Consider the following 25,715-nt stretch of genomic DNA (forward strand, 5'->3'; position numbering starts at 1 on the left):
AGGTATCGGAACCGTTAGGATCAAAGCGCTTCATCCCAGGCCAGAGCATCTCCGGTGAAGATGGATCTTACCTGCTCGGAGGTCATTTCATCGGTAGGATTGTCATTGTTGACAATAACGGCAATACCGTCCAGGGCAATGACTGTGGGGGTGAGACCTGCGTCCAGCTCGGAGTCTTTCAGCTCTCTGGAAGCCATTCCGATATCACAGACACCGTCAATAGCGTTCTGCATACCTGTGGTGGAATCACTTGTCTGGATTTCAATCTCCACCTTGCTGTTGGCATCCGCATAAGCTTCTTTTAGTTTTTCCATAACAGGTGATACGGAGGAAGAACCTGCCACTACCACTTTGCCGGAAGCTCCGTTTGATGTGTAGGCCTCTGGGTTATCCAGGGGAATATAATTGTTGTCAGCTACAACAGCCTGGCCTTCCTTGCTCAGGATATAGTTTATAAAATCCTGTGCGGCTTCGCTTGCATCTTCTTTCACTGCAATGTTAAACGGTCTGGAAATTTTGTAAGTTCCGGCTTTGATGTTTTCTGCTGTGGCTTCTGTTCCGTCAATCTTCAGAGCTTTTACCGTATCGTTTAAAGAGCCGAGAGAAATATAGCCGATACTGTACTCGTTCTGTGCCACGGAGGACATCATGACAGAAGTGCTGTTGGTGATGTTAGCCTCCTCTGTAGTCATATCCATTTTTTCTCCGTCTACTTCCTCCTCAATGCCGAAGAGTTCTACAAATGCACCACGTGTACCGGAGCCGTCCTCTCTGGACACTACGGTAATGTCATTGCTGCTGTCCCAGTCACCGCTTTTGTCATCCTTTGAACTGCTGTCTGTATCAGCTTTATCGGCAGTGGATTCCGTGCCTTGGTTTGTGTCTTTTGTGCTTCCTGCATCTTCATTTGCACCGCAGGCTGCCAGTCCTAATACCATCACTCCGGCGAGTAAAATTGCTGCTGATCTTTTCATGTTTTGATCTCCTTTTTCCTCGAATTATCTAATGTATTGTTTTCATGCAACTGGTACGTCCTCGTTACAAGCTTCAGTATATATGGGGAACGTTAAATACAAAATCTCACTTTTGTTAAATGTAAGTAAAGTTAAATAGGATTGATCTTTTAATTGTTAAATGTTAAAGGTCCTATAAAGTCTATCATTACAGAAAATGCAAAATCCATACCAAATCCATACCACTTCCATATTTTTTCTATACTTTTTCCTGCTATAGTTATCTCATAATAAGAATTTGTATAGGGAAAGGGAGAGAGGATACATAAACAGAGCAGCATTGGCAGTCAAATACTTAACACGCAGAAAATCACGTGCATGTTTCATACTGGTTGTGTTTTTTGTGATAAATATAATGGCGTTTACTATCCGATCCATTAGGGAGGCCGCCAATGATGCTTTAGCCGGCCTGGAACAAAAGCCGGCGGACTGCTTTTATCTTGATCCGCGATATGAGATGGACCAAAATACCGTCCGGGCTGAAGATCTGAACATATCCATTTCCCATAATAAAGGATCAGAGGTCACAGATGCCATAAAGGAAATGTACCCCTTGGTATTGCTTGTGATCTTTGCCGCTTCTGCTGCTATAGCGGTTATCTATTCAAAGCATATCGCCAAGCCCATGGTGGAAATAAGTAATATTGCCCGGCGAATGGAAAAGCTGGACAAAACACTGAAGGAGATAGAGGGAGCCAACAGTAAACTCAAATCGGATATGGAAAAAGAAAGAGTGCAGGCCAAGCAGCGCTCTGACTTTTTTATGTCTATTTCACATGAGTTGAAAACGCCCCTTACCATTCTGAAAGGCGGGACGGAGGGTATGCTGCAGAACTTAGCTCCCTTCCACAACCGGGATAAATATCTTTTACATTCCATGCAAGTCATAGAAACAATGGAAAAAATGATCAAAGATATCTTGGCAGCGGCACGGACGCAGATGATCCATCATGACGGGGGAATGCGTTCTGCTGATATTGGAGAAATAACTATGGATATCATCCAGTTCAGCCATTGTCCATTCTGCGGAGGGCTCTTCTGTTTATATCACAACAAAATCATGGGGATCAGAATGTGTTCTGACTGTGAAGAATGTAAACAGTTCCATACCGGACGAAGAAATCCGCCACGTTTTTGAGCCTTTCTACAAAGTAGATAAATCCCGTACAGGGAACGGAACAGGCTTAGGGCTGTATATCGTAAAATCGTTTTTGGAATATCATGACTTCCGGTTCAGCATTGCAAATCAGGAAAGCAGCGTGGTATTTACCATTGTGATGCCCTTAAGTGTATGAGGTTCTTCCAATATAAAAAAGCCGGGAAAGCCGTTTAAGGCTTTCCCGGAAAAATACCGCGAAGTGTGATCTCTATTATGCTACCCTTTATGCTGCATCCGTTTGATGACCTTCAGCCGGGTGAATTCTTCCCTCTCTTTTTCCTCCAGTGCATTGGAAATAGATTTTGTCAAATCCTCAAATTTGGGGATCGTGATATTTTTCAGCGCATTGGCGCGCTTCTGTGTTTTCTTAATGTTGATAGCCAGCCGGTAGGCGGAATTTTCTACCATGGACAGGCGGATGGTGAGCTGCTTTACCTTCTCAAAGGCCGCTTTTGCTTCATCCAGGGAGGCTTTGGTGCCGTAGAAGGCATAGGTGGGTGCACCTGAAGCCGGGTCAGACTGCACCAGGGGGATCTCCGTTCCCATGACGCTTCTGGTCTTGATGCGGATAGAGTCCTCCACAGGTACGGTGCGGGATATCTCCTGTACATAGCTGATGCCGATCTCCATGTTGGCCTTCTGGAGTGCTGCATAGGCGGTGCGGAAGGTGATATCGATCTGGTCCTGGATATCCTTGGCCTGGTCGATCAGGTCCATCAGCTCACGGATGAGGATATTTCTCTTTTTGTCCATCAGGTCAAAGCCCTGTCTGGACAGAGCCAGGGAATTTTTTGCTAATATAAGATTACCTTTGGTTGGAAAGGTATTTGGATCCATAACATCACCCTTTCTATAAAGACTTTGCTGTAAAGCCTTCGGGCTTCACAGCAGCGGCTGCCTGACTGCGGCCATTTTCTTATGCGTCCTCTTCCAGAGGATGATAATACTGGTCCAGAATCTTGGTGTCAATACGGTCCAGCTCGTCTCTGGGAATCATACCTAACAGTTTCCAGCCCAGATCAAGGGTTTCCTCAATGCTCCGGTTCTCATCCGGTCTCTGGCCTACAAAGTCATGTTCAAAGGCATCTCCGAATCTCAAATATTTTTTATCCAGCGGTGAAAGCTCATCCTCACCGATAACGGATGCCAGTGCCCTTGCATCTCCCACTTTAGCGTAACAGGAGAAAAGCTGGTTGGCTACATCCTGATGGTCACCTCTTGTGTAGCCCTCACCGATACCGTCCTTCATAAGCCTGGACAGGGAAGGCAGTACATTGATAGGGGGATAGACAGCCTGCCCGTGAAGCTGCCGCTCCAATACGATCTGGCCTTCCGTGATGTAGCCTGTAAGGTCAGGGATCGGATGTGTGATATCATCATTGGGCATGGTTAGGATCGGGATCTGTGTGACAGAGCCGGTCCCGCCTCTTACAATGCCGGCGCGCTCATACAAAGTTGCCAGCTCACTGTACAGATATCCGGGATAACCCTTTCTGGAAGGGATCTCCCCTTTTGAGGAGGAAACCTCACGCATGGCCTCCGCAAAGGAGGTGATATCGGTCAGGATAACAAGAATATGCATTCCTTTTTCAAATGCCAGATACTCCGCGGCGGTCAGGGCCACTTTCGGGGTGATCAGCCGTTCCACAACCGGGTCATTTGCCAGGTTCAGGTACATGACCACATGGTCTGCAACACCGCTCTCCTCAAAGGTGCGGCGAAAAAATTCAGCCACGTCATATTTGACACCCATGGCGGCAAACACGATAGCGAATTTTTCATTGCTGTCTCCCCCAAGGGAGGCCTGCTGTACGATCTGGGCTGCCAACTGGTCATGGGGAAGGCCGTTTCCGGAGAAAATGGGCAGCTTCTGTCCCCTGATCAGGGTAGTCAGGCCGTCAATGGCTGAGATACCGGTCTGGATATAGTTACGTGGATACTCCCTGGTCACAGGGTTAAGGGGAAGCCCGTTGATGTTGGAGCGGACCTCCGGCATGACAGGGCCAAGGCCGTCAATGGGTTTTCCGATACCATTGAAGGTTCTTCCCAGGATATCGGAGGAAAGCTCCACCTCCATGGGATGGCCTGTGAGCTTTGTGTGGGTGTTCAGAAGGGACATGTTTTCCGTGCCCTCAAACACCTGGATGACTGCTTTGTCTTCATATATTTCAACAATCCGGCCCAGCTTTCTGGAGCCGTCGTCCACCTTGAACTCTACAATTTCATCAAAGGAGGCATCGCGCACGCCCTCCAGCACAACCAGAGGTCCATTGATTTCGCTCAAGCCGAGATATTCAATTGCCATGATCGTTCCTCCTTATGCATTTTTTTCCATGACGGTGTTGTAGAAGTCGTCAACGGCCTTCATGTAATCGTCGATCAGTTCCAGCTTGTCATTGGGAACATCATATTTGATGGAGATGATCTTCTCAAATACATTCTCCTTGCGGAGCACTGACATGGGCATACCCATGGCGATCAGGTTTCTGCAGCGCTTATACAGATAAAGGATGACCTCCATCATCTTAAACTGTTTGTCCAGAGATACACAGGTATCGTCAGGATGGAAAGCATTCTGCTGCAGGAAGCCCAGACGGATGACTCTCGCGATCTCCAGAGTCAGTTTCTGATCATCCGGCAGTACATCGCTTCCGATCAGCTTTACGATCTCCATCAGGCTGCTCTCCTGGTTTAAGATAGCCATCAGGCGGTTTCTGTCATCCACAAATCTGGGTGATACATTTTCACTGTACCAGTGGGACAGGTCGCCCAGATATTCACTGTAGCTGGTAAGCCAGTGGATCGCCGGGAAATGTCTGGCATATGCCAGGGATTTATCAAGCCCCCAGAAACAGCGCACAAAACGCTTGGTGTTCTGGGTCACAGGCTCGGAGAAATCACCGCCCTGGGGGGACACGGCCCCGATGATGGATACGGAACCCTCCGTACCGTTTAAGTTCTGCATCATGCCTGCCCTCTCGTAGAATGCGGAGAGGCGGGAGGCCAGATAAGCCGGGAAGCCTTCCTCCGCGGGCATTTCCTCCAGACGTCCGGACAGCTCACGCAGAGCCTCGGCCCACCTGGATGTGGAATCGGCCATGATCGCCACGTCGTATCCCATATCCCGGTAATATTCCGCCAGGGAGATACCTGTGTAGATGGAAGCCTCACGGGCAGCCACCGGCATGTTGGAGGTGTTGGCGATGAGTGTGGTGCGGGCCATGAGGGCATTGCCTGTCTTGGGATCGTGGAGCTTTGAGAAGTCCTCCAAAACCTGGGTCATCTCATTGCCGCGCTCGCCGCAGCCGATGTAGACAATGATGTCCGCGTCAGACCATTTTGCGATCTGGTGCTGGGTCATGGTCTTACCTGTTCCGAAACCGCCGGGAACGGCCGCTGTACCGCCTTTGGCAATGGGAAACAGGGTATCCAGGATACGCTGTCCCGTAACCAGAGGGATGGTGGCCGGATAACGCTTGTTGGTAGGGCGCGGAATACGGATCGGCCATTTCTGCGCCAGTTTCAACGGATATTCGCTGCCGTCCGCAAGCTGGACCACCGCTAAAACGTCAGTCACGGTGTATGCGCCGTCCTTTACCACTTTGGATACAATACCTTCCACCTGAGGCGGAACCATGGATTTGTGTACAATGGACGGGGTCTCCGGCAGCTCCGCGATGATGGTGCCGCCGTGCACCTCCATGCCGTCCTTTATTGTCATATGAACGTTCCATTTTTTCTCTGTGTCCAGGGAATCTACCTGCATACCGCGGGAGATGTATTTGCCGGACTGTTCGGCAATGACAGAGAGGGGACGCTGGATACCGTCGAAAATATTGTCCAGGATACCCGGCCCCAGCATAACAGAGATGGCATCACCTGTGGCAGTGACCGTCTCCCCCGGTCTTAAACCGCTGGTTTCCTCGAAAACCTGAACGGTGGTGGTATCCTTTTTCAGGGAAATAACCTCGCCTACCAGGTTTTCCTTTCCCACGTATACCATTTCCGACATCTTGAATCCTGTATTACCTTTCAGATAAATGACGGGACCGTTGATGCCGTAGATAATTCCTGTTCTATTCATGTAGCAGTCCTCCGTCAAAATTAAATTCTTCTTTTTCGTTCTCGTATAAAGTTTTGAATGTGTGGTCAATTAAAATATTCTTCGCCGGGATCACAGCACGGACGCCGCCCATGAAGGGAGTTTCCGACAGGCAGAGGGGAGTCCCGCATCTGGCCGCAAGGGTTTCCAGCAGGTTGGCGTCCGCAGGGGTCAGATAAATCTGTACTTCGTCCTCTCCGGCAATGCTCAGGGCTTCCCGGATTTTTTCTTCCAGCCAGACTAGGTACTCGGAGCTGCCCATGAAGGTCTCCAGTTTGTTTCTTACTTCCACAAACAATTCCTCACGCAGTTCCTGCTGTTTCTTGGACAGACGTCTTTTAATGTGAAGCTGCTCCGCAGACAATGCCTTGTTTATTTCACGTTTTGCGTTCTCTGTCTCCAGCTTTAACTGGTTGGCGGCATTTTTCTGTTTATCTTCTTTATGTTCAGCCAGCATCTGGGAGAGGGCAGCCCGGTATTCTTCCAGGGCCTTTTCAGACTCCTCCCGTGCGCTTTCCATAGATACTTCGTAGAAATGCTGCAGTTTTTCTTCGGTTGTCATGTCGTTCACCTTCTTTATCTATAATTTCAAACCGATCGCCTCATTGACATAAGAAAGAATAAAATCGGGTGCACGGCCGGTACCATGTCTGTCGGGGATTTCTATAATGAGCGGCAGACGATGGTTCAGCCGCATGTCGTCAATGATATCGGGAAACTCCCTGCCGAATTTTTCCGTCAGCAGGATGATGCCGTTTTCCTTGTTGGCAATGGCGTCCTCCAGAGCTTTTCTCAGCTCTTCGCGTTCATGCACCACAACACCTTCCACGCCTGCAAGCCGCATTCCTGTATAGGTGTCAATATTATCGCTGATCAAAAACATTTTCATAATGCATCAGTCTCTTTCTATTAAAAATATAAGGCAGCCCTTATCCCAGTTTACCTAAGATCATGAAGGAAATGATAAGTCCGTACAGAGCAATACCTTCTGCCATGGCTACGAAGATCATGGATTTACCAAACAGGGAACCGTCCTCGCTGATAGCACCCAGTGCAGCGCTTGCGGAGGAGGCAACAGCGATACCGGAACCGATGCCGGAAAGTCCGGTAACCAGTGCGGCGCCGATGTAGCCCAGGCCTGTGGCAAGTCCTGCGGAAGCTGTGTCAGTGGCAGCGCTTACGGAAGCGGTTCCGCCGATCATCACAACAGAAGCCACCAGAAGGGTACCGAAGAAGAAGAAACAGTTCACGCCCAGTGATTTTTTGTAACGCTTTTTATTTTTCTCTCCCAGGAAAAAGTATCCGAAGGGAACAATGATGCTTAAAATTAATGCCGCTGCTATAGTAAATTGAATTAATGTTGTCATAATAATGAATCCTCCTTAGGTTTATGCATTTTTGTTTTCTCTTTTTACGCGCTTTAAGAATGGGTGGAATTCCCTGCCGCTGCCTTTATAGAAGCGGCTGAACATCTCGTAATATTCCAGACGGAGTACCTGGATACCTACGATCAGGCCCTCCATAGCGCATACAAAGCCATTGCCCAGCACGATGACCAGCCAGTTGATACTGCCTCCGCTTTCAGCGCCTCCAAGCATGAGTACAACACCCATCATGGCTGCATGGCTGACAGCAAATGCGCCGATACGGACGAAGGAAAGGGTGTTGGAGAGATAACTCAGCATTACCTCAAACAGTTCAAAGAAGCTCTGAACAAAGAACATGACCTTTCCGCCCTCCACAACAGGCTGTTTTTTCTTAATGATACGTGTCAGCGGCTCCTTCAGCATGATCAGGATAAGCGGTACGCCGAACATGATGACCAGGATCGCCGTTGCCGGAAGAGAATGTCCTGTCAGGTACAGCAGGATCATAACGGTCAGTGCCCCGTAGAAGACCAGGCCGCAGACTGCATTCTGGTCAAACAGGATATTTTCCGTATCGCGGCATCTCACTGCATTGATGATATGGAAGATCATGGTCAGCAGTATGAGGAACATACCGAAGACGATCGCCACAATAAACACAGTGTTCATGTTGCCAAGGCCGGGTACATTGGTCATGGCATCCACAGGCCGCAGCCATATGGGTTCCAGCACATCTTCAAATCCGAAGATACTGCCGAACATGAAGCCAAAGAAAGTGGAAAAGATACCGGCTGTGCCTATGATGGCGGCCAGATCCATTTTTTTGAATTTGTAAAGCAAAAATCCGCCGATAGCCAGCAAAAGACCCTGTCCCACATCGCCGAACATGGCGCCGAAGATGAAGGAATAGGTGACTGCCACGAACATGGTGGGGTCCATCTCATTGTAGGCGGGAAGGCCGTACATTTTAACATACATCTCAAAAGGTTTGAAAACCTTGGGGTTTTTCAGCTTGGTCGGCGGCTGTGTGCGTATGTTGTTCTGGTCATCCTCAATGATACAGAACAGTTTGGCATCGTTTTCAATGTCCTTCTGGAAAGCCAGGGCATCCAGCTCGGTCATCCATCCGCAGAGAATATAGAAGGTCTCCTGGTGTTCTTTGACGCAGGCCGCTACTTTTCGCACGTCAAAGTTGGTGGAGAGAGCACTTAGGGCTTCTCTTGCGGAGAGTATGGCGGAAGCGTCGTCCCGGAGCAGCAGCCGTATTTCTTCCTGGCAGGAGGCCATGTGCCTGTCTATGGTTTCCAGTTTTATTTTCAGTTCCCTGTGTATGGCCTGGGGTGTCCCGTGGTAGTAATCTTTTTTCAGGTAAATCCTTTCAAAATGCATGGAAGAGAAGACTGCGTCAACTTCCTCCATCCTGGTCCAGGGTACGAAATAGACGCCCCATACATATTCGTCTTCATGGCAGGGATAGAACCAGGTGTCCATGCCGTCATAGACGTACTCTTTGAATTTGTTATAATATTCTTTCGCGATCCGGCCGAAACGGACCTGGACAAAACGGTAGTGTACCAATTTATCCACATCTTCCGGCAGATTCAGGAAGGGGGTGATACGGTTTAAGTCTTCCACAACTGCCGTCCGCTGTGCCTTCAGGTCATCGCATTCTGCATTGATGTCTGAGAGCTTCTGGCTGAGGGAGTCAATAAGATCCGTGGCTTCATCCAGGGAAATATCCCGGACCGGCACGTCCTCTGTATTCTGCAGCAGCCCTGCAAATTCTGCGGCTTTGTTCAGAAGTTCCTTGTAAGGGTTGATCTGAATATAAGGGGACAAGTGCTGCACCTGCGTCAGCTGTGCCATGGCATTTTCCAGATGGATCTCATACTTAGCCAGGTATTCGTTGACAACTCTGTCAATGTCAGACTTCGGACCGGTAATGCTCAAGAATTTCATTTTCTCAATCATGTCAATTACCTCCGAGGTTAGTTTTTGTGAATATAATCCAGCGTCTCAGCCGGGGACAGTCCGTAGCGGATACACTCTATGGCAGTAGTGAGCCGGTCTACTTCATGTTCCTTGTGATAAAAATAGGAATAGATCATAATGACTGAGTGCGGGTATTTTCTTGCCTCCGATTCCAGGACATTCCTGAGATTCAGAGTATAGTATTCTTCCAGGTTCTCCGGCGCAAGTTCCGGATAACGTTTTTTATAGGCAGTGGTATCCAGTACGCGGCGGAACTCTTCCTTGTCCGCTGCTTCCACCAGTGCGGTGATCTCTTTGTGGGAGAGCTTGTAGTGCACAGGTATGAGCAGTGCGTAGATATCAGCCGGGGCCATATGGTAATACCTGCGGGAACGGTAGATCCACTGCAGGTTAAGCATATCAAATTTGTTGCCGTAGGCTTTTATGATTTCTTGCAGATCTCTTTTTTTGAACAGCTTATCTTTTACAGACCAGATATTCGCAAAATAATACTGGTCCAGCGCCATGCCGTAATCAAAAAGGAGCGGTGTATATTCTTCCCCGATCTTAGACAGTGGGGAGTAATATTCCGTACCTTTCAGACTGTTTACAAATTCTTCAATTGTAGCTGCTTGGGTCAGTTTTTCCAAATCCAGTTTGGAATGCCGGTCAAAGAAATCCTTGAACAGCGATAAATCCAGCCCTTCCCGGGTCTTGTCAAATACCCTTCTTAGGCATTCCTTCATAATGGCGATCTCATACCGCTTAAAGTACAGAGCCATAAAGGTGCGCTGGGAGGGATTGGCGAATTTGTAAATCTTAGCAAAGTTCTGATGGATCGTGTGGGTAAGCAGTTTTTCCATGTCACCCCTGTGGAGTGAGTTTTCGTCCAGGTCAGCCCACAGTTCTTTGAATCCGGGCTGCTTTTTTAGATACGCAACCACCTGGGGAACAGATTCTAACTGAGAGATTTCCTGATACTGCCTTTCCGTCATGAGCTTGCTCTGCATGGCACGGATTTTTGTTGAAAGACCGCTGTAAGATAACAGGGTTCCCATAACATCACATCCTTAATATTTTGTCATACAGTTTCTGAGCCATCTCTTGGTGATGGGCTTCATAATACTTTTCCATTTTATGCAGGATTTCATCCGTTTCCGCTTTCTGGTTATCCAGTTCTTTTTCCATGTTGACTTCCAGGTCTCTGCGGATGGATTCCAGTTCTTTGGCAGTTTTCCGGTCAGCTTCCTCATCGAAGGCTTTGATCTGGGCATCATTGTCTTCGGAAAGCTTTTTTTTCTGGACAGCAACGTCCTCCATGATCCGGGAAGCAGCGGCTTCGATTTCTGCCAGTTTGCTGATTACATCTTCCATAGATTTTCCTCCTTGTGTCTTCTATATATCATACACCTTTTCCAGAAAAAATCCATAGAAATCTTCATAATATTTCAGCTGATTTATACAAAAGATATAATTGTGACGGGTGTTTTTCTTATGTTTTTTGGCGAATTTTGCGGTAATCTTTGACAAAGCAAAAAGTTTTCAGTTATACTGAAAGAAGGCGGAAAATGCCGGCTGTGTATGCCGGCTGGCTTCGTCTGCAAGAAAGATGTGAAGAAAGGCTGGATATGAAATGCGTTTGAGAAATATACCCGGAGCAAAGGAGGCCATTGCCGGGAGCACTTATGTGATACAGAATCCTCAGGGAAACCGTGGAAAGTGGCATGAGGTGTTCCAAAATGATAATCCTGTCCATATAGAGGTGGGAATGGGAAAAGGCCGTTTTATTATGGACATGGCGGCCCGCAGCCCGCATATTAATTATGTAGGGATCGAGATGTATGACAGCATCCTGCTGCGGGCACTCCAGAAGATGGAAGAGCGGGAAAACGGGACAGAGGCACCTCACAATTTATTTTTCATGAGAATGGATGCCAGGGAGCTGCCGCTTGTATTTAATCCCGAAGAAGTGGACAGAATATATTTAAACTTTTCCGACCCGTGGCCCAAGGACCGCCATGCAAAGAGAAGGCTCACATCAAGGCAGTTCCTGGAGCGCTATGATGCCATACTGGCTAAGGACGGTACGGTGGAGTTCAAGACAGACAACAGGGAGCTTTTTGACTTTTCCGTGGAGGAATTTAAGGAGGCCGGGTGGAAACTTTTGGCCTGCACCTATGACCTGCATCACGACGGGGAACTGAACCGGGGGAATGTGATGACGGAATATGAGGAGAAGTTTTCCTCCATGGGGAATCCTATCCACAAGCTGACCGCAGCCAGATAGGGAAGCAGAAACCGGGTTTCGGTCCGGGATTTTTGTCATATGATATAGAGAAGCAGTTTTACCTGAAAGGAAGTATCCTATGGCGAAGAAGAAAAATATGCAGAACTCCCTCTTTGAATGGGCATATACAAACAGGAAAATGGGCAGCAAAACTGCTGATATCTTGAAATCAGTCGGAGAAGTGAATAAGCTTTTAAGTTCAGCCGGGAAAAAGAAAAAGTAAGAAAAAGGGGAAAACAGTAAAAACTACTATAAGAAAGCGTGTAACGCTTAACCGGAAAGGAGAAAATCATGGTTGAAGTGATTACGGAACAGAATTTTGACAAGGTTGTGATGGGGGCAGATCTGCCTGTACTGGTGGATTTTTATGCGACCTGGTGTGGCCCGTGCAAGCAGATGGCGCCGGTGATCGAGGAGCTGTCTGAGGATCTGGAGGGCAAGGCCCTGTTCGGCAAGGTCAATGTAGATGAAAATATCAATCTGGCCCAGAGATATAAAATCCTGCAGGTTCCCACCTTCCTGTTCGTTAAGGACGGCAAGGTAATGAGCCGGGAGACCGGAGGGATCAGCAAGGAAGAGCTGGCAGAGGAACTTGGGGTGTGGCTGTAAAGCCGCCCCCGGCCTGCGGCCGGATGTGGAAAAACAGCGGAAATTGCGTTATTTGGGTGCAGTGTTAAATGTATATGATAAAAAACATAAAAAAATGTAAAAAAGATACTTGCATTTTTTTGGAATATCGCTTATAATATGTCTTGCGTTACAAAATATGCGCCTTTAGCTCAGTTGGTAGAGCAGTAGACTCTTAATCTATTTGTCCAGGGTTCGAGTCCCTGAAGGCGCACTAAAAAGCACTGTTTTTGCAGAGTTGGAGCTGCGGGGACGGTGCTTTTCTTTTGCGATCGCAATAATACTGATAATCTACTGGCCTAAAAAATCCGGAATTTGTATCTCAAATGTTCTTCCGGTCCGGCCCGATCGGGAGCTGCAGCACAACTGTTTTGAGATACATTTAAAATGCCCGGCATGGAGCCGGGCAATTCTTTCAATATCCAGTTCTGAAAAAAATTCCATCCAATTGATAAATACTGGCACCCATCATTTTATAGGTGTTCGCCAAATGAAGATACGTTCTGGTTACTGTATAATCATAATGGCCCAAAAACAATCTTAGATTTTCGAGGTTTCCACCTCCCATAACATAACTGGTAGCAAAAGTGTGCCGGAGCAGGTGAGGAGTAAGACGAGCTATACCAGTTTTACGTTTGATCCGGGCAAAGAGCTGCTTGATGCAATTATAGTTTATATACCCTTCGCCACGAATCCGAGCGAACGCTGGCTGTAAAGTATATTGCTTATCATCCAGATTATCCGTAAATCCCCGGTATAACATTACATAAGTATAAAGAGCTTTCTTAAGTTTTGGACAAAGGAGCACGACCCTGGACTTTTCACCCTTTGTATTAATTATCTTTACAATATTCTTATCAAAGTATATGTCACAAAGCCGAAGCGATTCGACCTCTTCCGCCCGAAACCCAGCATCAAGCATAAGATGTACGATACAATAATTTCTCAATCCGGTTTCGGTTTTCAAACTGAAAAGTTTATCAATAGCCATAACCTCATCCTGATACAGAGGAACTTTTTCCTCACTATCATCTTTTGGCATCTTCACGTTTGTTTTAAAATTTAAATTAAATTCCGCATTGCAGAAATTGAGAAAGGCTTTAACCGCACGACAATAGGTGCGTATCGTAGTATTTTTAATACATACATCAGACGGCACAGCAAAAGGATGTCTGGAAAATCTGGGCTTGTGTCGTAACATACGGATATAATCAGCCATTATCTTATCAGGCAAAACAGCTATATCACTTCCAGACGTACAGCCGGGAACCTCAGTATACAAAAAGTCAAGAAAAAATCCTAAATTCTTTGCATAATATTGAATTGTCTTTGCAGAACAAAAGGTTTCCCTGTCTGCAATGAATAAATTGTAAGCTACTAAAATTGTTATCATAATATCACCTCATATTAACCATTTGTATGTATCGAGAAAATACTTATCAAAACGTTCATTGTCCTCTTCCGCAAGTCTTTCCCGGTTATAAACGAAAAACAAAATAAGAAAATAGATACCAAAAAGATAATCAGTATCATAATTCAATACACCAAAAGTAAGAGTAAGAAAAATAAATTCATAAGTCATAAACGTATGAAACTCTTTATCAAAGAAGAAATAATTATAAATTTTTTCCAGCATATCTAACCTCCATTTGTATCTCACTTAATTCGCCGATCGGACTGGAGCTGCCTCCGTAGCACAATCGTTTTGAGTTACATTATTAAAAATATAATCCCCAGCATCCAGATATCGTTGATGCAATAAATAATCTTCAACCCTGTCAATTAAACGCTGGAAATTAACATCAGCATATACTTTTTTGATATTTTCATCCTGTTTTTTAAGGGTTGCCATTCGACAGCATTCATTATAATATTTTTCAATATCCATCTAATCGCCCCCTTGTAAAAGCAGGTCATCCATGCTATCATAACCATAGACAACACCTGTTGCATTATCAACAATTGTTACATCAAGACTAGAGTAGTTATCTCTTAATCCAGACAGTTCCTGACCAGATAGCTGTCTGGATTTTTTTTGTTTATATCTCATAGCCTGTTTTACATCATTATCATTTAAGGTTAATACAGCTTCCATGGCATCTCTTGCCGGACTATCCTCGTTAATTCCCTTGTTGTAAAAAGATAACATGACCGCTTTGTTGATTAACTGCCGCTTCATGACATCAGCAGAGAGATTACGATTATATTGCCTTATAAATGGTAATTGCACCTTCGGGACCAGGGCATCCACCATCTTGGTGTTACGGAGCGCACGCCAAAAACCACAATCAGGCCGCCTGGACTTGTTACTATCACCCGTAGTCTCTACCAACCGGAGGATATTACTGGTAAGGTAATTTGCAATCATATAATGGTTGTCCAAGTAATCATAGATACGCTGGCAGCACCCCTTATCACTATTATCCTTAAATGGTATTAAGGGATAATTTTTAGACGCTTTTCGCATAGTCTGGAACTCAACGTTGACAATCAGATTGATTTTTGGGGTAAGCATATTAGCAAACCGCCTAATATCATCCGTCACATGTAACTGACTCTCATTGTCCAGGACAATTTGCTTTGCCCTACGGCACAAAGATTCATCTTGTCCATATTCCGCATAATATTTTATTCGAGCTATATCCAAATAGCCCCAGGAGCCACGCTTAAAGCACTCCTCATAGCAATAAAAATCGTAACGGTTAATAAGTCCGTGAAATAGCCAGACTTTGAAGAAAAACGGCTTATATCCCATTTCTACAACTTCCTTACTCTTTAAGTAGATCCTGACAAAGCATTTCTGCCCGCGCTTACCAAGGGCCACATAATCAATCAGGTAATCTTCAGAACCGACTTTTTCCGTATTGAAATGAGCACCCTTATACCGATCAACGCGCATCTTGTAAAAATTCTCAATACTAAAGAACTTTTCTGGATTTGCCAAGTAATTCGAGTGCCAACAATAATCAGCACGATTTTCCTGGACAAAATCTATATCCAAATGAAAAAAATCTGCAATACCTTTTACATAGGCAAGTGATCGCTCAAATGCATTATGAACTCCATACATCCAGAGCATATACGATCGTATCTGTACAATAATCTCACTGGTAACGGATGCCCCCTCTTGACTACGGGGGACCCGGGGAGCAATAAAAATATTAAATTCTTCCGGCTTTTCCAGACAGATGTTATAAAATCCGCTGAATGTTATCGGAACCAGATTTAAATTGCCCAAATCCTTTATGTATATCGGCACCACGTTTCCGTATACTTCAAACAATTCTTTTCGCTTTAATTCAAAATAATGCCGAAGCCGGATAACTTGATCATCACGGGTTTCTTCCGTAAAATCATTATTAAATTTCACGGAATAGTAAAAAGTATCAATCTGATGTAGGAACTTACTTTTTTTATAATCAAACCAATAATTTGAATCTTGTTCAGACATTTCAGCCATTATCTGGCAAGTTTTAAAGTCTCTCTTATCAACCAAATTTTCACCTCATTTTCCATTTTGTATCTCAAAACAGTCCTTTTTCAGTTTTTGGCCGAAAGGCCATTTGGCCAAACGGGTTTTCCCCCTGTTTTCCTGTCAACCACGCGGGTTTCATTGTGTAATTCATATGTATTTTCAGACCACGTAGTACAAGCTCGTGGTCAGGCTTTTTCCGGCACTTCTGGGCTGGTTGCGGCAGGATGCCCGTCCGCCTTCGGCGGGGCCCCCGTGCCCCCTTCCTCAGTCGGGCGGGCGTCCTGGCGGTCAAACAGCACATAGGTGTCGTACAACCTGTAATAGAGTTTTTTCGCCCGGAAGAACTCACTGTCCACTTTCTCCTTCATTGGATACCAGATTTTTACCGAGACAAAAAGATTTCCGAATGCAAGCATGGAGATGATCTTTCCCTTTAAGCCAAAGTTGCTGACTTTTCGGTGTATATACTCATACTCGATCAAGCTCCGGACTTGCCTATCTATCATCCGATCAAATTGAGCGATCAATATTATCCGATACCCAAGATGACGGTGCAGTGTGAAAAACTGTAGCCAATCATTACGGCCGCGCTGGCACCAGTCACGGGCGTTGAACATAAGCTGGCATTCGTCGAGGACAAGCAGGATACTGTCTTCCCGGACTTTGCCTGTCTCCTTGATATAATCCTGGGCAAAACGCATGAGATAATCAGGCGTTATCTCATTATTGCGCAGATATGTATACCTTTTGTTATTACGTGTCTTAATCCGGTCCAGATTGATGTCAAAATTCCCGATCGCGGGTCTGCCTGCCCTGATCCACCAATACAGGTTACTGGCAACATGCAGGGACTTCCCGGAGCCGGGGGTACCGGAATAAAAGATTATCATATTACCGCTCCTTTCTGTATCTCATTTTTTCTGCAGATACCCTGGCTGCAGAAGAAGTTTTGAATCACATTATGATGTTATGATATTGCCCGTATCCACCGGAGCAGGATGCTGTAAAGATAAAATACCCCTACGGACACCAGCCAGGCTTCACCAATACTTATAAAGGTTGATATTGGAATAAAATAATTTAAGGCAGACAAAAAAGGTAGATTTTCCATTGCGTCAATAAATGCAACAAATGGACTCCTGGGTAACAAAGATAAAACGGCATCCAAAAATTTGGTAACAATCTCCATAAGATCACCCCTTAATTAAATTTCTTGTGACAAGGATAAGAGAAACGATAAAGCCCAATGTTTCAATGACTCTTAAAATTTGTACCACAGATTCAAAATCTGACATATCAAGTTCCCATTTTTCATCAATATGGACCGGACCATAATCCAGTTTAAATGGCAGTTTAAAGACCGGAGCTTCGGCTTTAGCAGACAAAACCTTGAAAGCCTTGATTAAATCAAAAGGGATACAAAAGGGGAATATCTCTGTCAAGTCAGCCGTATAATCACCGATTTCCCCCTCACCACCGGGATTCGGATTTGGGTCAGGATCAGGGTCAGGGTCAGGGTTCGGATTTGGATCAGGATTCGGGTCAGGATTCGGGTCAGGGTCAGGATTCGGATTTGGGTCAGGATCAGGGTTTGGGTCAGGATTTGGGTCAGGATTCGGATCAGGATTTGGGTCAGGATCCGGATCAGGATTTTGATTTGGATTTGTAAGAGTTTCTATCAATTCCTCAATCAATGCTTTATTCTCATGCTCTGGGTCTATTTCAGGGTTATCAGCGGTATTGATTTCCTGTATACGGCGCAACAATTCGTCCATTTCGTCCCCAGATGGAAGACGAATATTGTCATACAATGGAGAATCTAATGCATTTTTATCTGGATTTTTTTTGATCCAATCCTCTATATCAGTAGACAACGGTAGTGTTTTAGGATTTATTATGCCTGGATATACAATACCATTATGCTGTGCCCTTTTCGCTTCCTCATAACTATCGTACACATACATATTATGTATAAGAGTACCAGGATTAAAACGTTCCCCATTAGAATACTCACCATCCACTACATTTGATTTACTTCCATCAGAATTTATAGACCAAGAACGCTTATACATAGGAAATGTAAGAGAATCAAAAGCAACATATTCGCCAGTTTTATAAACTAAAGGATAATCCCTATACATCCGTATTTGATACCATGGATGTCCATTATTATAAATATAATTGATATTCCAATATGGATAATCAGATACATTGGCATTAATATCACTTATCAAACCATCAGGCAATGTAACATCTTCCGGTTTATATTTACCATTTTTTTGCCACTGACAGACTTCAATAGCAAGAGAACCAATAACAGTAGCCAAAGCCCCACCTGCTTCAAGTGCAACAGTTGCATTTGGATGTGCTTTAAACCATAACTTCAATTTCTCAAAGGTTGCAAATTTCTTTTCAGGGTCATCATTATCCGGGTCAAAATCATCTGGATCTTGACCGGAAGAACCAGCCGCCTGTTTCACAATATTGTCATACCCTGCCTGGATATATCTTCCAACCTGTGCAAGCTGGTCTGCAAAATCATCAGCAGCCCCCGAATTATACCACTCATATCCTATATAGCCGGTTCCACAAGCTGCCATAAGAGCAATTGCCAGATAGACGGCATCATCAGCAATAAAAAAAGCCTGGACATCTTCTGCATTTTCATAAGCATAAAACATTGATGACAGAAGAGTGTTACAGCAGAGCAGGATGCATATTATCCTTTTCCGGTTCTTCCAGATTCTTGATTTTCTTTTCTTCACATCACACCTTCCTTTCTTGTATCTCAACAGCATTCCCGATCGGGACGCATCCAGCTCCGCAGCACAACTGATTTGAGGTACATTTTCATAAAAAAAGTTAAAAAATTAGAGGGGGAAGCTTCCCCCTCCACCGGGATTTTGCATCCCAATCTGTCAAGCTTTGTTTGTGACTTTCTTAAATACACTAATACCTTTTGTAATCAGGAAAACACCACCAATAAGAGGTAAGGCAATCGGCAGGGTGCTTGTCACAAGACTGGTAAGGGATGTGCCGATCTCTGTCATTTGGGTCGTTAATGCGGTTGTAATAGCTTCCATAATTTCTCCTTTCCGGGTTATACCCTTTTAAATATTTTCATTATCCCGGAAATGCAAAGCCCCAATAACAGGCAGATGAAGCCTAAGACAAAGCCAACAGGGATAAATGAAATCATAAGTTTTGCGATCTCCCCTAACGGGAGGACTTCTGCGGCAGAGGATAAAACCTCTGCTGTATGTACTACTTTTTCCATAGGTCTTACCTCCTTAATGCTTAATATAGTTACTGCATATAAGAGCCAGGATTCCGCCGAATATAAGAGCTACACAGCCCATAATAGGAATCTGGATATTCTGCATATTCTGCTGATAGATCTCTACCTTCTCGAGATGCTTATTCACATCCTTAACAGCCAAAAGCAGAGCTTGTATATCCTCTGTATAGTCGGCTGTAACCGCTGGTTCAATGGCAGGGTTATTTTCAACAGCTTTTTCTGGATTATCTGTAACAGGAGTTTCTTTTTCCGGGTCTTCCTGTTGTACACTTTCATCAGTACCACCACTTTCTTCTGACTGCAATTGCTGATAGACAGGGACACATAACATATCTTCTACTAAGACAGGTTCAACCAGTTTCCCGTCGATCAATTCCAGCTTTTCTTGTATCAGCGTAAAAACATCTGTATATGGCGTTTCCGCCAGGGCAGATTGTATATCAGTGAGCGATCCCTGAATACCAATCAAATCCTGATGAAGGGAATCAAATTGCGGTAAATAGCCAGTAGTCTCAATCGTTTCTACCTGTTCCTGCATATATACCACCTATTTCTTTTCAAGCATACCAAAGGTTGCATCACAAAGATAATGCAACGTATCAACAACCAGGACGGGTTTGCCATCACTACCAACCTTCATGATAAACTCTGCATCATAAATTGCCGGAGCAGATACAACCTGACTTCTTTTGTCAAAATCAACAGTACATTTGGCGGGCTGATAACCAACTCCTCCTACCTGATCATAATGAGATTTTAACAGTTCACCTTTTTCACCAAAAAAAAGATACTTAAATGTACAGCCCTTTACGATCTCTCCGGTATCCTTAGCCTTCATATCGTATTCCCCAGCGTACAGTAACAAAATTCTTTGTGTGTTCATTTTTTCTCCTCTCTGCTGTCCTACATATAAGCAAGACAGTCAAAACATAATAATTTGTTATCTATATAAACCGCCAGCCTATAAACAGGCGGATTACATGTTATACCAGACATAATAAAAAAACAAAGCAACAGCCGTAAATAAAAGAGCAAAAAAGCGGACGTTTGATAAAGCAGACAGCTTGTCAAACAGGATGTACATGTTATAAACACTGATATACATAAAATCCCCCTTTTAATTGTTTGCCTCAACCACTACTACGTCACCCAGTGCACTGCATGATGGCCCCGACCGCTCACCCGGCGCCCCACCGCCCCATGGGACCCGGCGCCCGGGTGCCCAAAAAGCGGGACGCTGGTTTATAGCGCTTACGCGCCAACGCCCAAGGAAAAAGGGGGAGAGCGCCTCAAGGTTACGGCGGATAAAGATTGCTTTGTTGCAAGGTAGGATTAAGGTTTTTAGGGACTGCCAGGGCGGTGTTGGTGCCCCGGCCACACATTAGTTACTTAAATCTATGTAAAGCACGGGTGCACGTGCATTTACAACTTTGTATCTCAAATCGGGGAGCTGGAGCCGGAGGCCAGGTTGATAAATGAGTTACATACTATCTTGTATCTCACCAGGATGCCGGCAACCGACGTCGCAGCGGGATAAATGAGTTACACATCATCAACCAGGCCGGACACCTGGTCACCCAAACTGTTCAGTGCCCGCTTGATCCAGACGAGCTTATTATCCATCGCCTGGAGACTTTGCAGGATATCACGCTTGCGGGATATTTCGGCATCCAGAAAGGCTATCCGGTCTTTTCGGTCCTGTTCGGTCTTCATGGCGAATAGGACCATATTTTCAAATTTCTGATTAAATCCCTCACCATCCTGAGATTCAACATATTTTAAAACTGTATCTGACATGCGGACGGATTTGGCGTTATTTTTTGGTACTTTTATCATTTAAACCAACTCCTCTTTATACTTATAGGAAGTGACCAACCTCGGGAATTTGTCCGTAGTCTCAACAAAGACACACACAGTGCCATCACGGAGGATATTACAGGTATAACGCAATCCATCATCTACACACTGTTCAATCATCCAAGAACCATTATCAAAGATATGATAATCTGTAAATCCATAAATCTTATTTAACATTGTCATAACTCGACCTCCTCCTCACTGATGCAAGCTAAAACACGATATGCCCCGGATTTGCCATACAGATGCATATACAGGCCGCCAACGTCCAGCGGCTCCCAGCGGAGTATTACCCGCCCACGCTTTGCCTGTTCTCCGGTCAAAAGGTCTTCTCGAACAATCTTATAACGATACTCTTTTAAGGTTTCCATGCATTTTCCTCCTTTTTTTTCGCACGGCCCGGCATAGTAACCTTGCACAAATACGATTGTCTTTTTGATAGATACATGGTAAAATTAAATATTAATAAAGTGAAAAGGTATCACTTTTTATATTTTAATTATAATGCGAAAATATCGCAATGTCAATAGAGAATTGCGTAATTTTCGCAATTATTGAAAGGATGACTATGTACAATAGAATTAAAGACTTATGCGAAAAAAAAGGTTTAAATGGCAAAGAATTTGGAGCTTTATTAGGGTTAAAGAAAAGCCCACTTACAGACTGGAAAAATGAAAAAGCAAAACCGACGGTTGAACAGGTGATTGCGATGTGCGATATATTCGCAACGACTGCGGAATACATTATCTTTGGAAAAGAATGTACAGAACTTTCAAAAGAGGAAAATAGCATCATCATGGCCTACAGAAAAGCAGACCCAGCAATTCAACAAGCCACGAAAAAGCTTCTGGATATCCCAGAAATAACGTCACAGAGGGTAGAAGGGGAAGAATTATCATCTTCAAGGACTGGCTAAAAAAAATAAATAAAAATTGGAGAATCATGGGAGGAATATATTTATGAATACATCGACAAGTATAATATGCTTTGTAATAGGCCTACTGATCATATACATCTGGGGAAGCGTAGCATACAGAAAAACCGATTATGGCAAAAGCCACAAAGAAGGACTATGGAAAATCCTAACTGACGATGGAGCACTGGGAGAATATAAAACATCACGCCAGTTTGAATTAGTAAAATATCCTCATAAAATCATATATAACTGTTACATACCAAAAACAAATGGTGAAACAACAGAAATTGATATTGTCGCAATCACAGAAAAGGGAATCTGGGTTATAGAAAATAAAAATTATAAAGGTTGGATATTTGGAGATGCATACAGAAAAAAATGGTGCCAAACATTAAACAAAAATAAGTATTTCTTTTACAACCCAATCTGGCAAAATAAAACTCACATAAAATATTTGAGCAATACACTATCATCTATACCAGAAAATTACTTTAAATCTATAATTGTGTTCAACAGAGCAACAATTAAAAAGGTATCATTGCCTGATAACAACACATATGTATTCGATATGAGTCAACTACGCAATTTTTTGAAAGAACCGCACATTGACTTACTGTCCCAGGAACAAATAAATACCATATACGAAAAGTTATTACCGTACACAAATGTATCAAAGGAACAAAAAAAAGCACACATTGATAACATAAATAAGAAATATAAATAAACTTGTCTATCAGGTAAAAAAGTATCGTAATCAGATATTTAAGGCTATTTTTCCTCTTAATCTATTTGTCCAGGGTTCGAGTCCCTGAAGGCGCACTAAAAAGCACTGTTTTTGCAGAGTTGGAGCTGCGGGGACGGTGCTTTTCTTTTTGTGTCCGCCCGGCGTGTAAAATCCAGGCGGTTTTTTATATTTTTATTTTCATCAGCCCATGCCGGCTGCAGTATTATGCCATGCCCCTTTTGGGGAAATCTGAATTCAGGGCTTTGTTCGGGATAGAGCTTGACAAGCTCAAAGCGTCCGGAGGTGTGGTAAAGGTGTGTCCTGGATCTGCGGTTTCGGCTTCCAGGGCAGGAAGGGTGATGCCGCAGCAGCTTACAACGCTTTCCCCCATGGTGTGTATCACATTTCCGCATACAGGGCAGACATAGAGCTTTGAGCGGAGCATATTGCTGGAAATGTTGCTGTTGGAGACACAGTCCCCGGTCAGCAGCTCCACCACGGATATGCCCAGCACTTTAGCCAGAGGTTCGATCAGGCTGATGTCGGGAAGGCCTTTGGAAGTTTCCCATTTAGATATGGTTTTGTCGCTTACGTCCAGCCTGCCTGCAAGCTCTGTCTGGGTCATTTTCTTTTTTTCCCGCAGCTCCCGTATGGTGCTGCCGGTGATATAGTGATTCATAATCAAACTCCTTTGTTTTTTCTTTATAGTACGTTACCGGGAGCAAAAACACAACCTACGCTGCGTAGAGTAAAAATGAATTGCATTCTGCCCCTGACGGACTAGGGATTCTGCTGCACAGCGCGCAGCATCTCCTTGGGGATAACGTCTACCGGGACATGGGACGTAAACGTAACGGGTGGGAATCTGATTGTACGGATACCAGGATTTTGTTATAATAAAGGCAGAACGGACAGGGAGGATTAGGAAATGAATGATGAGACAAAATATAAAATCATGCAGAACCGGGAACTGTTAAAGGCCTATAATGTCTCCGATGCCGGGGCCGAGGCCACGGACCAGGAGCAGAAGCTTCCGGAAGTGCCTTTTGTGAAGGAGAAAAAGGGAGAGTACATCATATCTCTGACAATGGATTTTGATGGGATTGCGGGAAATGCGGATCTGTTCTGCCTTCTGCAAAGCAGGGTGAGCAGGAGGAAATACAGCGGCGAGGCAGTTACCTTAAGAGAGCTGTCTCTTCTTTTGTGGGCTGTCCAGGGAATCAGGAGAGTGATTGGAAAGAACCATCTTGCCACGCTCAGGAATGTTCCCTCAGCCGGCTGCCGGCACGCCTTTGAGACATACCTGTTTGTGAATCATGTGGACGGACTTGAGAAAGGGATCTACCACTATCTTCCCCTGGAACATGCCCTTGAGGTATGGGATGAGAGACAGGATTTTGAGGAGGAATTGACCCAGGCGCTCTGCGGACAGTATTTTGCGGCCTCAGCGCCTGTGACATTTGTGTGGAGCGTGATCCCCTACCGGACAGAATGGCGGTACGGCATGAAGGCACATAAGTACATCCTGTTGGATGCAGGACATGTGTGTGAAAATCTGTATCTGGCATGTGAGGCCATTGGCTGCGGAACCTGTGCCATTGGTGCCTATGACCAGGACAGCCTTGATGAGCTTCTGGGATTTGCACCGGGACCGTCTGCCGGGGAGGAATATGAGTGCGCAGTGTACGCGGCAAGTGTGGGGAAGGCTGTGGCCAAGGAGTAGCAGGGCAGGGGTGTGAAACCTGTGCCAAAGAGAGAAGAAAGCAAAAGTAAAGGCTTGTACACTGCATTTCTCCGGGCTATAATAAAAGATACAGGCCGGGCAAAGTAAAAGCCGGTAATCATATGATTCCAGGGAGGACAAAAACAGATGAGAGTGCTATTTATTGGGGGCACCGGGACGATCAGCATGGCAATTACCAAAAGACTGCTGGCAGAGGGGCATAAAGTGTATCTGCTGAACCGGGGAACACGAAACAAAGAGCTGCCCACGGGAGCTATGGGGCTAACCGGGGATATAGAGGATGAGGAGCAGGTGTGCAGACTCACAGAAGGCATGAAGTTTGATGTGGTTGCGGACTTTATTGCATTTGCGCCGGAACATGTGGAGCGTGACTACAGGATGTTTAAAGGCAGGACCGGACAGTATATTTTTATCAGTTCCGCATCTGCATACCAGAAGCCCCCTTCTGATTACAGAATGACAGAGGGGACGCCCCTCTCCAATCCCAAATGGCAGTATTCCAGGGATAAGATCGCCTGTGAGGAGTTTCTTATGAAAAAGTACAGGGAAGAGGCATTTCCTGTGACTATTGTGCGTCCAAGCCATACTTATGATGAACGGAATGTTCCCATAGGATTACACGGGGACAACGGAAGCTATCAGGTGGTCAGACGGATCAAAGAGGGAAAGCCTGTGCTGATACCGGGGGACGGCACATCACTTTGGACTGTGACCCATAACTCTGATTTTGCAAAGGGGTTTGTGGGACTTATGGGAAATATCCATGCCATCGGGGAGGCTGTGCAGATCACCTCAGATGAGACGTTGACCTGGAACCAGATTTACCGGGCAGTTGCGGACGCGCTTGGCGTGCAGCTTCATCCTGTACGGGTATCCAGCGATTTTCTGGATAGCTGCAGTGACTATGATTACAATGGAAGCATGATGGGGGATAAATCCAATTCTGTGGTGTTCTTAAATGATAAGCTGAAGCGGCTGGTGCCCGGATTTTCTGCTGAAAAGCGTTTTGACCAGGGCGTCAGGGAAAGTCTTGCATATATTGAAAGCCACCCGGAATGCCAGATCCTGGACCCGGTGTTTGATGCATTTTGTGACAGGGTAGTGGAAGCGCTGGAACAGGCAAAAGAATATGTGAGAGCAGGAAGATAAGAAACAGAGAAGTGGTAAAGTTATGG

The 25,715-nt window shown here is 45.0% G+C and carries 33 protein-coding genes and 1 tRNA gene; 10 read left to right on the forward strand and 24 right to left on the reverse strand.

What is annotated here, in order from left to right; genetic code table 11:
• Positions 1-20: 20 nt before the first annotated feature.
• Positions 21-974: a substrate-binding domain-containing protein gene (locus tag A4V09_RS21565; RefSeq protein WP_065544136.1), complete on the reverse strand. Its 954-nt coding sequence runs from the start codon at positions 972-974 to the stop codon at positions 21-23.
• Positions 975-1,356: 382 nt separating this feature from the next.
• Between A4V09_RS21565 and A4V09_RS24710 the strand changes: the two genes are divergently transcribed.
• Positions 1,357-2,151, forward strand: a complete 795-nt coding sequence (locus A4V09_RS24710) for a histidine kinase dimerization/phospho-acceptor domain-containing protein (RefSeq protein WP_157123542.1) — start codon at positions 1,357-1,359, stop codon at positions 2,149-2,151.
• Positions 2,060-2,308 carry an ATP-binding protein gene (locus tag A4V09_RS26910; protein WP_369858284.1) on the forward strand — a complete coding sequence of 83 codons (249 nt, stop codon included), beginning with the start codon at positions 2,060-2,062 and terminating at the stop codon, positions 2,306-2,308. The genes A4V09_RS24710 and A4V09_RS26910 overlap by 92 nt, the downstream gene beginning before the upstream one ends.
• An 80-nt stretch (positions 2,309-2,388) precedes the next feature.
• Here the strand turns inward: A4V09_RS26910 and A4V09_RS21575 are convergent, their stop codons facing one another.
• The 9 genes from A4V09_RS21575 to A4V09_RS21615 form a co-directional block, all read right to left on the reverse strand.
• Complete coding sequence (locus A4V09_RS21575) at positions 2,389-3,009, reverse strand: V-type ATP synthase subunit D (protein ID WP_065544138.1); 621 nt, start codon at positions 3,007-3,009, stop codon at positions 2,389-2,391.
• A 79-nt stretch (positions 3,010-3,088) separates the two neighbouring features.
• The gene (locus A4V09_RS21580) at positions 3,089-4,477 is read right to left on the reverse strand and encodes a V-type ATP synthase subunit B (RefSeq protein ID WP_065544139.1); all 1,389 of its coding nucleotides are present in this window, start codon (positions 4,475-4,477) and stop codon (positions 3,089-3,091) included.
• Positions 4,478-4,489: 12 nt separating this feature from the next.
• Positions 4,490-6,256, reverse strand: a complete 1,767-nt coding sequence (locus A4V09_RS21585; protein ID WP_065544140.1) for a V-type ATP synthase subunit A — start codon at positions 6,254-6,256, stop codon at positions 4,490-4,492.
• Positions 6,249-6,836 (reverse strand): V-type ATP synthase subunit E, encoded by a 588-nt coding sequence (locus A4V09_RS21590; protein ID WP_065544141.1) that lies wholly within the window; start codon positions 6,834-6,836, stop codon positions 6,249-6,251. Before A4V09_RS21590 ends, A4V09_RS21585 begins: the two co-directional genes overlap by 8 nt.
• Positions 6,837-6,854: 18 nt before the next feature.
• Entirely contained in the window at positions 6,855-7,163 is a 309-nt protein-coding gene (locus A4V09_RS21595; RefSeq protein ID WP_018595531.1) for a V-type ATP synthase subunit F, read from the reverse strand.
• Positions 7,164-7,203: 40 nt separating this feature from the next.
• Positions 7,204-7,641 (reverse strand): ATP synthase subunit C, encoded by a 438-nt coding sequence (locus A4V09_RS21600; protein ID WP_065544142.1) that lies wholly within the window; start codon positions 7,639-7,641, stop codon positions 7,204-7,206.
• A gap of 21 nt (positions 7,642-7,662) precedes the next feature.
• The gene (locus A4V09_RS21605) at positions 7,663-9,612 is read right to left on the reverse strand and encodes a V-type ATP synthase subunit I (RefSeq protein ID WP_065544143.1); all 1,950 of its coding nucleotides are present in this window, start codon (positions 9,610-9,612) and stop codon (positions 7,663-7,665) included.
• 17 nt (positions 9,613-9,629) lie between these two features.
• Positions 9,630-10,670: a V0D/AC39 family V-type ATPase subunit gene (locus A4V09_RS21610; protein WP_065544144.1), complete on the reverse strand. Its 1,041-nt coding sequence runs from the start codon at positions 10,668-10,670 to the stop codon at positions 9,630-9,632.
• Positions 10,671-10,674: 4 nt separating this feature from the next.
• Positions 10,675-10,986: a hypothetical protein gene (locus tag A4V09_RS21615; RefSeq protein ID WP_065544145.1), complete on the reverse strand. Its 312-nt coding sequence runs from the start codon at positions 10,984-10,986 to the stop codon at positions 10,675-10,677.
• A gap of 259 nt (positions 10,987-11,245) precedes the next feature.
• Here A4V09_RS21615 and trmB point away from each other — a divergent pair, with 259 nt between their 5' ends.
• From trmB to A4V09_RS21630, 4 genes are all read left to right on the forward strand, one after another.
• Positions 11,246-11,899, forward strand: a complete 654-nt coding sequence (gene trmB, locus A4V09_RS21620; protein WP_065544146.1) for a tRNA (guanosine(46)-N7)-methyltransferase TrmB — start codon at positions 11,246-11,248, stop codon at positions 11,897-11,899.
• Between the two features lie 79 nt (positions 11,900-11,978).
• The gene (locus A4V09_RS24715; RefSeq protein ID WP_156087474.1) at positions 11,979-12,122 is read left to right on the forward strand and encodes a hypothetical protein; all 144 of its coding nucleotides are present in this window, start codon (positions 11,979-11,981) and stop codon (positions 12,120-12,122) included.
• A 68-nt stretch (positions 12,123-12,190) separates the two neighbouring features.
• Positions 12,191-12,508: a thioredoxin gene (gene trxA, locus A4V09_RS21625; RefSeq protein ID WP_065544147.1), complete on the forward strand. Its 318-nt coding sequence runs from the start codon at positions 12,191-12,193 to the stop codon at positions 12,506-12,508.
• A 159-nt stretch (positions 12,509-12,667) separates the two neighbouring features.
• Positions 12,668-12,740: transfer RNA gene (locus A4V09_RS21630), tRNA-Lys, on the forward strand.
• A gap of 201 nt (positions 12,741-12,941) precedes the next feature.
• On the opposite strand, the gene A4V09_RS21635 is transcribed toward A4V09_RS21630, so the two are convergent.
• From A4V09_RS21635 to A4V09_RS21690, 13 genes are all read right to left on the reverse strand, one after another.
• Positions 12,942-13,919, reverse strand: coding sequence for a tyrosine-type recombinase/integrase (locus A4V09_RS21635; RefSeq protein ID WP_065544148.1), 978 nt, complete (start codon positions 13,917-13,919; stop codon positions 12,942-12,944).
• 9 nt (positions 13,920-13,928) lie between these two features.
• Positions 13,929-14,162, reverse strand: coding sequence for a hypothetical protein (locus tag A4V09_RS21640; protein ID WP_065544149.1), 234 nt, complete (start codon positions 14,160-14,162; stop codon positions 13,929-13,931).
• A 24-nt stretch (positions 14,163-14,186) separates the two neighbouring features.
• Complete coding sequence (locus A4V09_RS21645) at positions 14,187-14,414, reverse strand: hypothetical protein (RefSeq protein ID WP_065544150.1); 228 nt, start codon at positions 14,412-14,414, stop codon at positions 14,187-14,189.
• Positions 14,415-16,022 carry a hypothetical protein gene (locus A4V09_RS21650; RefSeq protein WP_065544151.1) on the reverse strand — a complete coding sequence of 536 codons (1,608 nt, stop codon included), beginning with the start codon at positions 16,020-16,022 and terminating at the stop codon, positions 14,415-14,417.
• Between the two features lie 164 nt (positions 16,023-16,186).
• Complete coding sequence (locus tag A4V09_RS21655; protein ID WP_065544152.1) at positions 16,187-16,891, reverse strand: zonular occludens toxin domain-containing protein; 705 nt, start codon at positions 16,889-16,891, stop codon at positions 16,187-16,189.
• A gap of 303 nt (positions 16,892-17,194) precedes the next feature.
• On the reverse strand, positions 17,195-18,766 hold the full coding sequence (locus A4V09_RS25020; protein WP_065544154.1) for a hypothetical protein: 1,572 nt from the start codon (positions 18,764-18,766) through the stop codon (positions 17,195-17,197).
• Between the two features lie 153 nt (positions 18,767-18,919).
• The gene (locus A4V09_RS24725) at positions 18,920-19,084 is read right to left on the reverse strand and encodes a major coat protein (RefSeq protein ID WP_157123517.1); all 165 of its coding nucleotides are present in this window, start codon (positions 19,082-19,084) and stop codon (positions 18,920-18,922) included.
• A 17-nt stretch (positions 19,085-19,101) separates the two neighbouring features.
• The gene (locus A4V09_RS24730) at positions 19,102-19,278 is read right to left on the reverse strand and encodes a hypothetical protein (protein ID WP_157123516.1); all 177 of its coding nucleotides are present in this window, start codon (positions 19,276-19,278) and stop codon (positions 19,102-19,104) included.
• A gap of 13 nt (positions 19,279-19,291) precedes the next feature.
• Positions 19,292-19,837, reverse strand: coding sequence for a hypothetical protein (locus A4V09_RS21670; RefSeq protein WP_065544155.1), 546 nt, complete (start codon positions 19,835-19,837; stop codon positions 19,292-19,294).
• A gap of 9 nt (positions 19,838-19,846) precedes the next feature.
• Positions 19,847-20,182, reverse strand: a complete 336-nt coding sequence (locus tag A4V09_RS21675; protein ID WP_065543344.1) for a hypothetical protein — start codon at positions 20,180-20,182, stop codon at positions 19,847-19,849.
• Between the two features lie 659 nt (positions 20,183-20,841).
• Entirely contained in the window at positions 20,842-21,135 is a 294-nt protein-coding gene (locus A4V09_RS21680; RefSeq protein ID WP_065544156.1) for a hypothetical protein, read from the reverse strand.
• A complete protein-coding gene (locus tag A4V09_RS21685) occupies positions 21,136-21,339 on the reverse strand; it encodes a hypothetical protein (RefSeq protein ID WP_065544157.1) in 204 nt (67 codons plus the stop codon).
• On the reverse strand, positions 21,336-21,527 hold the full coding sequence (locus A4V09_RS21690; RefSeq protein WP_065544158.1) for a hypothetical protein: 192 nt from the start codon (positions 21,525-21,527) through the stop codon (positions 21,336-21,338). Before A4V09_RS21690 ends, A4V09_RS21685 begins: the two co-directional genes overlap by 4 nt.
• A 197-nt stretch (positions 21,528-21,724) precedes the next feature.
• Here A4V09_RS21690 and A4V09_RS21695 point away from each other — a divergent pair, with 197 nt between their 5' ends.
• Both A4V09_RS21695 and A4V09_RS21700 read left to right on the forward strand, forming a co-directional pair.
• Entirely contained in the window at positions 21,725-22,072 is a 348-nt protein-coding gene (locus A4V09_RS21695) for a helix-turn-helix transcriptional regulator (protein WP_065544159.1), read from the forward strand.
• Between the two features lie 43 nt (positions 22,073-22,115).
• Complete coding sequence (locus tag A4V09_RS21700) at positions 22,116-22,796, forward strand: nuclease-related domain-containing protein (RefSeq protein WP_065544160.1); 681 nt, start codon at positions 22,116-22,118, stop codon at positions 22,794-22,796.
• 223 nt (positions 22,797-23,019) lie between these two features.
• On the opposite strand, the gene A4V09_RS21705 is transcribed toward A4V09_RS21700, so the two are convergent.
• Positions 23,020-23,475, reverse strand: a complete 456-nt coding sequence (locus A4V09_RS21705) for a helix-turn-helix domain-containing protein (protein WP_242963886.1) — start codon at positions 23,473-23,475, stop codon at positions 23,020-23,022.
• 249 nt (positions 23,476-23,724) lie between these two features.
• Here A4V09_RS21705 and A4V09_RS21710 point away from each other — a divergent pair, with 249 nt between their 5' ends.
• Positions 23,725-24,519 carry a SagB/ThcOx family dehydrogenase gene (locus tag A4V09_RS21710; protein ID WP_065544161.1) on the forward strand — a complete coding sequence of 265 codons (795 nt, stop codon included), beginning with the start codon at positions 23,725-23,727 and terminating at the stop codon, positions 24,517-24,519.
• A 147-nt stretch (positions 24,520-24,666) separates the two neighbouring features.
• Complete coding sequence (locus A4V09_RS21715; RefSeq protein ID WP_065544162.1) at positions 24,667-25,689, forward strand: SDR family oxidoreductase; 1,023 nt, start codon at positions 24,667-24,669, stop codon at positions 25,687-25,689.
• Positions 25,690-25,715 lie beyond the last annotated feature (26 nt).

Origin of the sequence: Blautia pseudococcoides, from assembly GCF_001689125.2 — a bacterium.
Taxonomy (GTDB): Bacteria; Bacillota; Clostridia; order Lachnospirales; family Lachnospiraceae; genus Blautia; species Blautia pseudococcoides.

Excerpts from the sequence above, each read along its gene's own strand:
- A4V09_RS21575 (WP_065544138.1), bottom strand. The coding sequence starts at position 3,009 with ATGGATCCAAATACCTTTCCAACCAAAGGTAATCTTATATTAGCAAAA.
- A4V09_RS21610 (WP_065544144.1), bottom strand. The coding sequence starts at position 10,670 with ATGGGAACCCTGTTATCTTACAGCGGTCTTTCAACAAAAATCCGTGCC.
- A4V09_RS21645 (WP_065544150.1), bottom strand. The coding sequence starts at position 14,414 with ATGGATATTGAAAAATATTATAATGAATGCTGTCGAATGGCAACCCTT.
- A4V09_RS21585 (WP_065544140.1), bottom strand. The coding sequence starts at position 6,256 with ATGAATAGAACAGGAATTATCTACGGCATCAACGGTCCCGTCATTTAT.
- A4V09_RS21705 (WP_242963886.1), bottom strand. The coding sequence starts at position 23,475 with ATGAATCACTATATCACCGGCAGCACCATACGGGAGCTGCGGGAAAAA.
- A4V09_RS21690 (WP_065544158.1), bottom strand. The coding sequence starts at position 21,527 with ATGGAAACCTTAAAAGAGTATCGTTATAAGATTGTTCGAGAAGACCTT.
- A4V09_RS21685 (WP_065544157.1), bottom strand. The coding sequence starts at position 21,339 with ATGACAATGTTAAATAAGATTTATGGATTTACAGATTATCATATCTTT.
- A4V09_RS21605 (WP_065544143.1), bottom strand. The coding sequence starts at position 9,612 with ATGATTGAGAAAATGAAATTCTTGAGCATTACCGGTCCGAAGTCTGAC.
- A4V09_RS21580 (WP_065544139.1), bottom strand. The coding sequence starts at position 4,477 with ATGGCAATTGAATATCTCGGCTTGAGCGAAATCAATGGACCTCTGGTT.
- trxA (WP_065544147.1), top strand. The coding sequence starts at position 12,191 with ATGGTTGAAGTGATTACGGAACAGAATTTTGACAAGGTTGTGATGGGG.
- A4V09_RS21700 (WP_065544160.1), top strand. The coding sequence starts at position 22,116 with ATGAATACATCGACAAGTATAATATGCTTTGTAATAGGCCTACTGATC.
- A4V09_RS21680 (WP_065544156.1), bottom strand. The coding sequence starts at position 21,135 with ATGATAAAAGTACCAAAAAATAACGCCAAATCCGTCCGCATGTCAGAT.
- A4V09_RS21600 (WP_065544142.1), bottom strand. The coding sequence starts at position 7,641 with ATGACAACATTAATTCAATTTACTATAGCAGCGGCATTAATTTTAAGC.
- A4V09_RS24725 (WP_157123517.1), bottom strand. The coding sequence starts at position 19,084 with ATGGAAGCTATTACAACCGCATTAACGACCCAAATGACAGAGATCGGC.
- A4V09_RS21675 (WP_065543344.1), bottom strand. The coding sequence starts at position 20,182 with ATGAACACACAAAGAATTTTGTTACTGTACGCTGGGGAATACGATATG.
- A4V09_RS24715 (WP_156087474.1), top strand. The coding sequence starts at position 11,979 with ATGGCGAAGAAGAAAAATATGCAGAACTCCCTCTTTGAATGGGCATAT.
- trmB (WP_065544146.1), top strand. The coding sequence starts at position 11,246 with ATGCGTTTGAGAAATATACCCGGAGCAAAGGAGGCCATTGCCGGGAGC.
- A4V09_RS21655 (WP_065544152.1), bottom strand. The coding sequence starts at position 16,891 with ATGATAATCTTTTATTCCGGTACCCCCGGCTCCGGGAAGTCCCTGCAT.
- A4V09_RS24730 (WP_157123516.1), bottom strand. The coding sequence starts at position 19,278 with ATGGAAAAAGTAGTACATACAGCAGAGGTTTTATCCTCTGCCGCAGAA.
- A4V09_RS21590 (WP_065544141.1), bottom strand. The coding sequence starts at position 6,836 with ATGACAACCGAAGAAAAACTGCAGCATTTCTACGAAGTATCTATGGAA.
- A4V09_RS21565 (WP_065544136.1), bottom strand. The coding sequence starts at position 974 with ATGAAAAGATCAGCAGCAATTTTACTCGCCGGAGTGATGGTATTAGGA.
- A4V09_RS21670 (WP_065544155.1), bottom strand. The coding sequence starts at position 19,837 with ATGCAGGAACAGGTAGAAACGATTGAGACTACTGGCTATTTACCGCAA.
- A4V09_RS21715 (WP_065544162.1), top strand. The coding sequence starts at position 24,667 with ATGAGAGTGCTATTTATTGGGGGCACCGGGACGATCAGCATGGCAATT.
- A4V09_RS21615 (WP_065544145.1), bottom strand. The coding sequence starts at position 10,986 with ATGGAAGATGTAATCAGCAAACTGGCAGAAATCGAAGCCGCTGCTTCC.
- A4V09_RS21635 (WP_065544148.1), bottom strand. The coding sequence starts at position 13,919 with ATGATAACAATTTTAGTAGCTTACAATTTATTCATTGCAGACAGGGAA.
- A4V09_RS21595 (WP_018595531.1), bottom strand. The coding sequence starts at position 7,163 with ATGAAAATGTTTTTGATCAGCGATAATATTGACACCTATACAGGAATG.
- A4V09_RS21640 (WP_065544149.1), bottom strand. The coding sequence starts at position 14,162 with ATGCTGGAAAAAATTTATAATTATTTCTTCTTTGATAAAGAGTTTCAT.
- A4V09_RS21695 (WP_065544159.1), top strand. The coding sequence starts at position 21,725 with ATGTACAATAGAATTAAAGACTTATGCGAAAAAAAAGGTTTAAATGGC.
- A4V09_RS21710 (WP_065544161.1), top strand. The coding sequence starts at position 23,725 with ATGAATGATGAGACAAAATATAAAATCATGCAGAACCGGGAACTGTTA.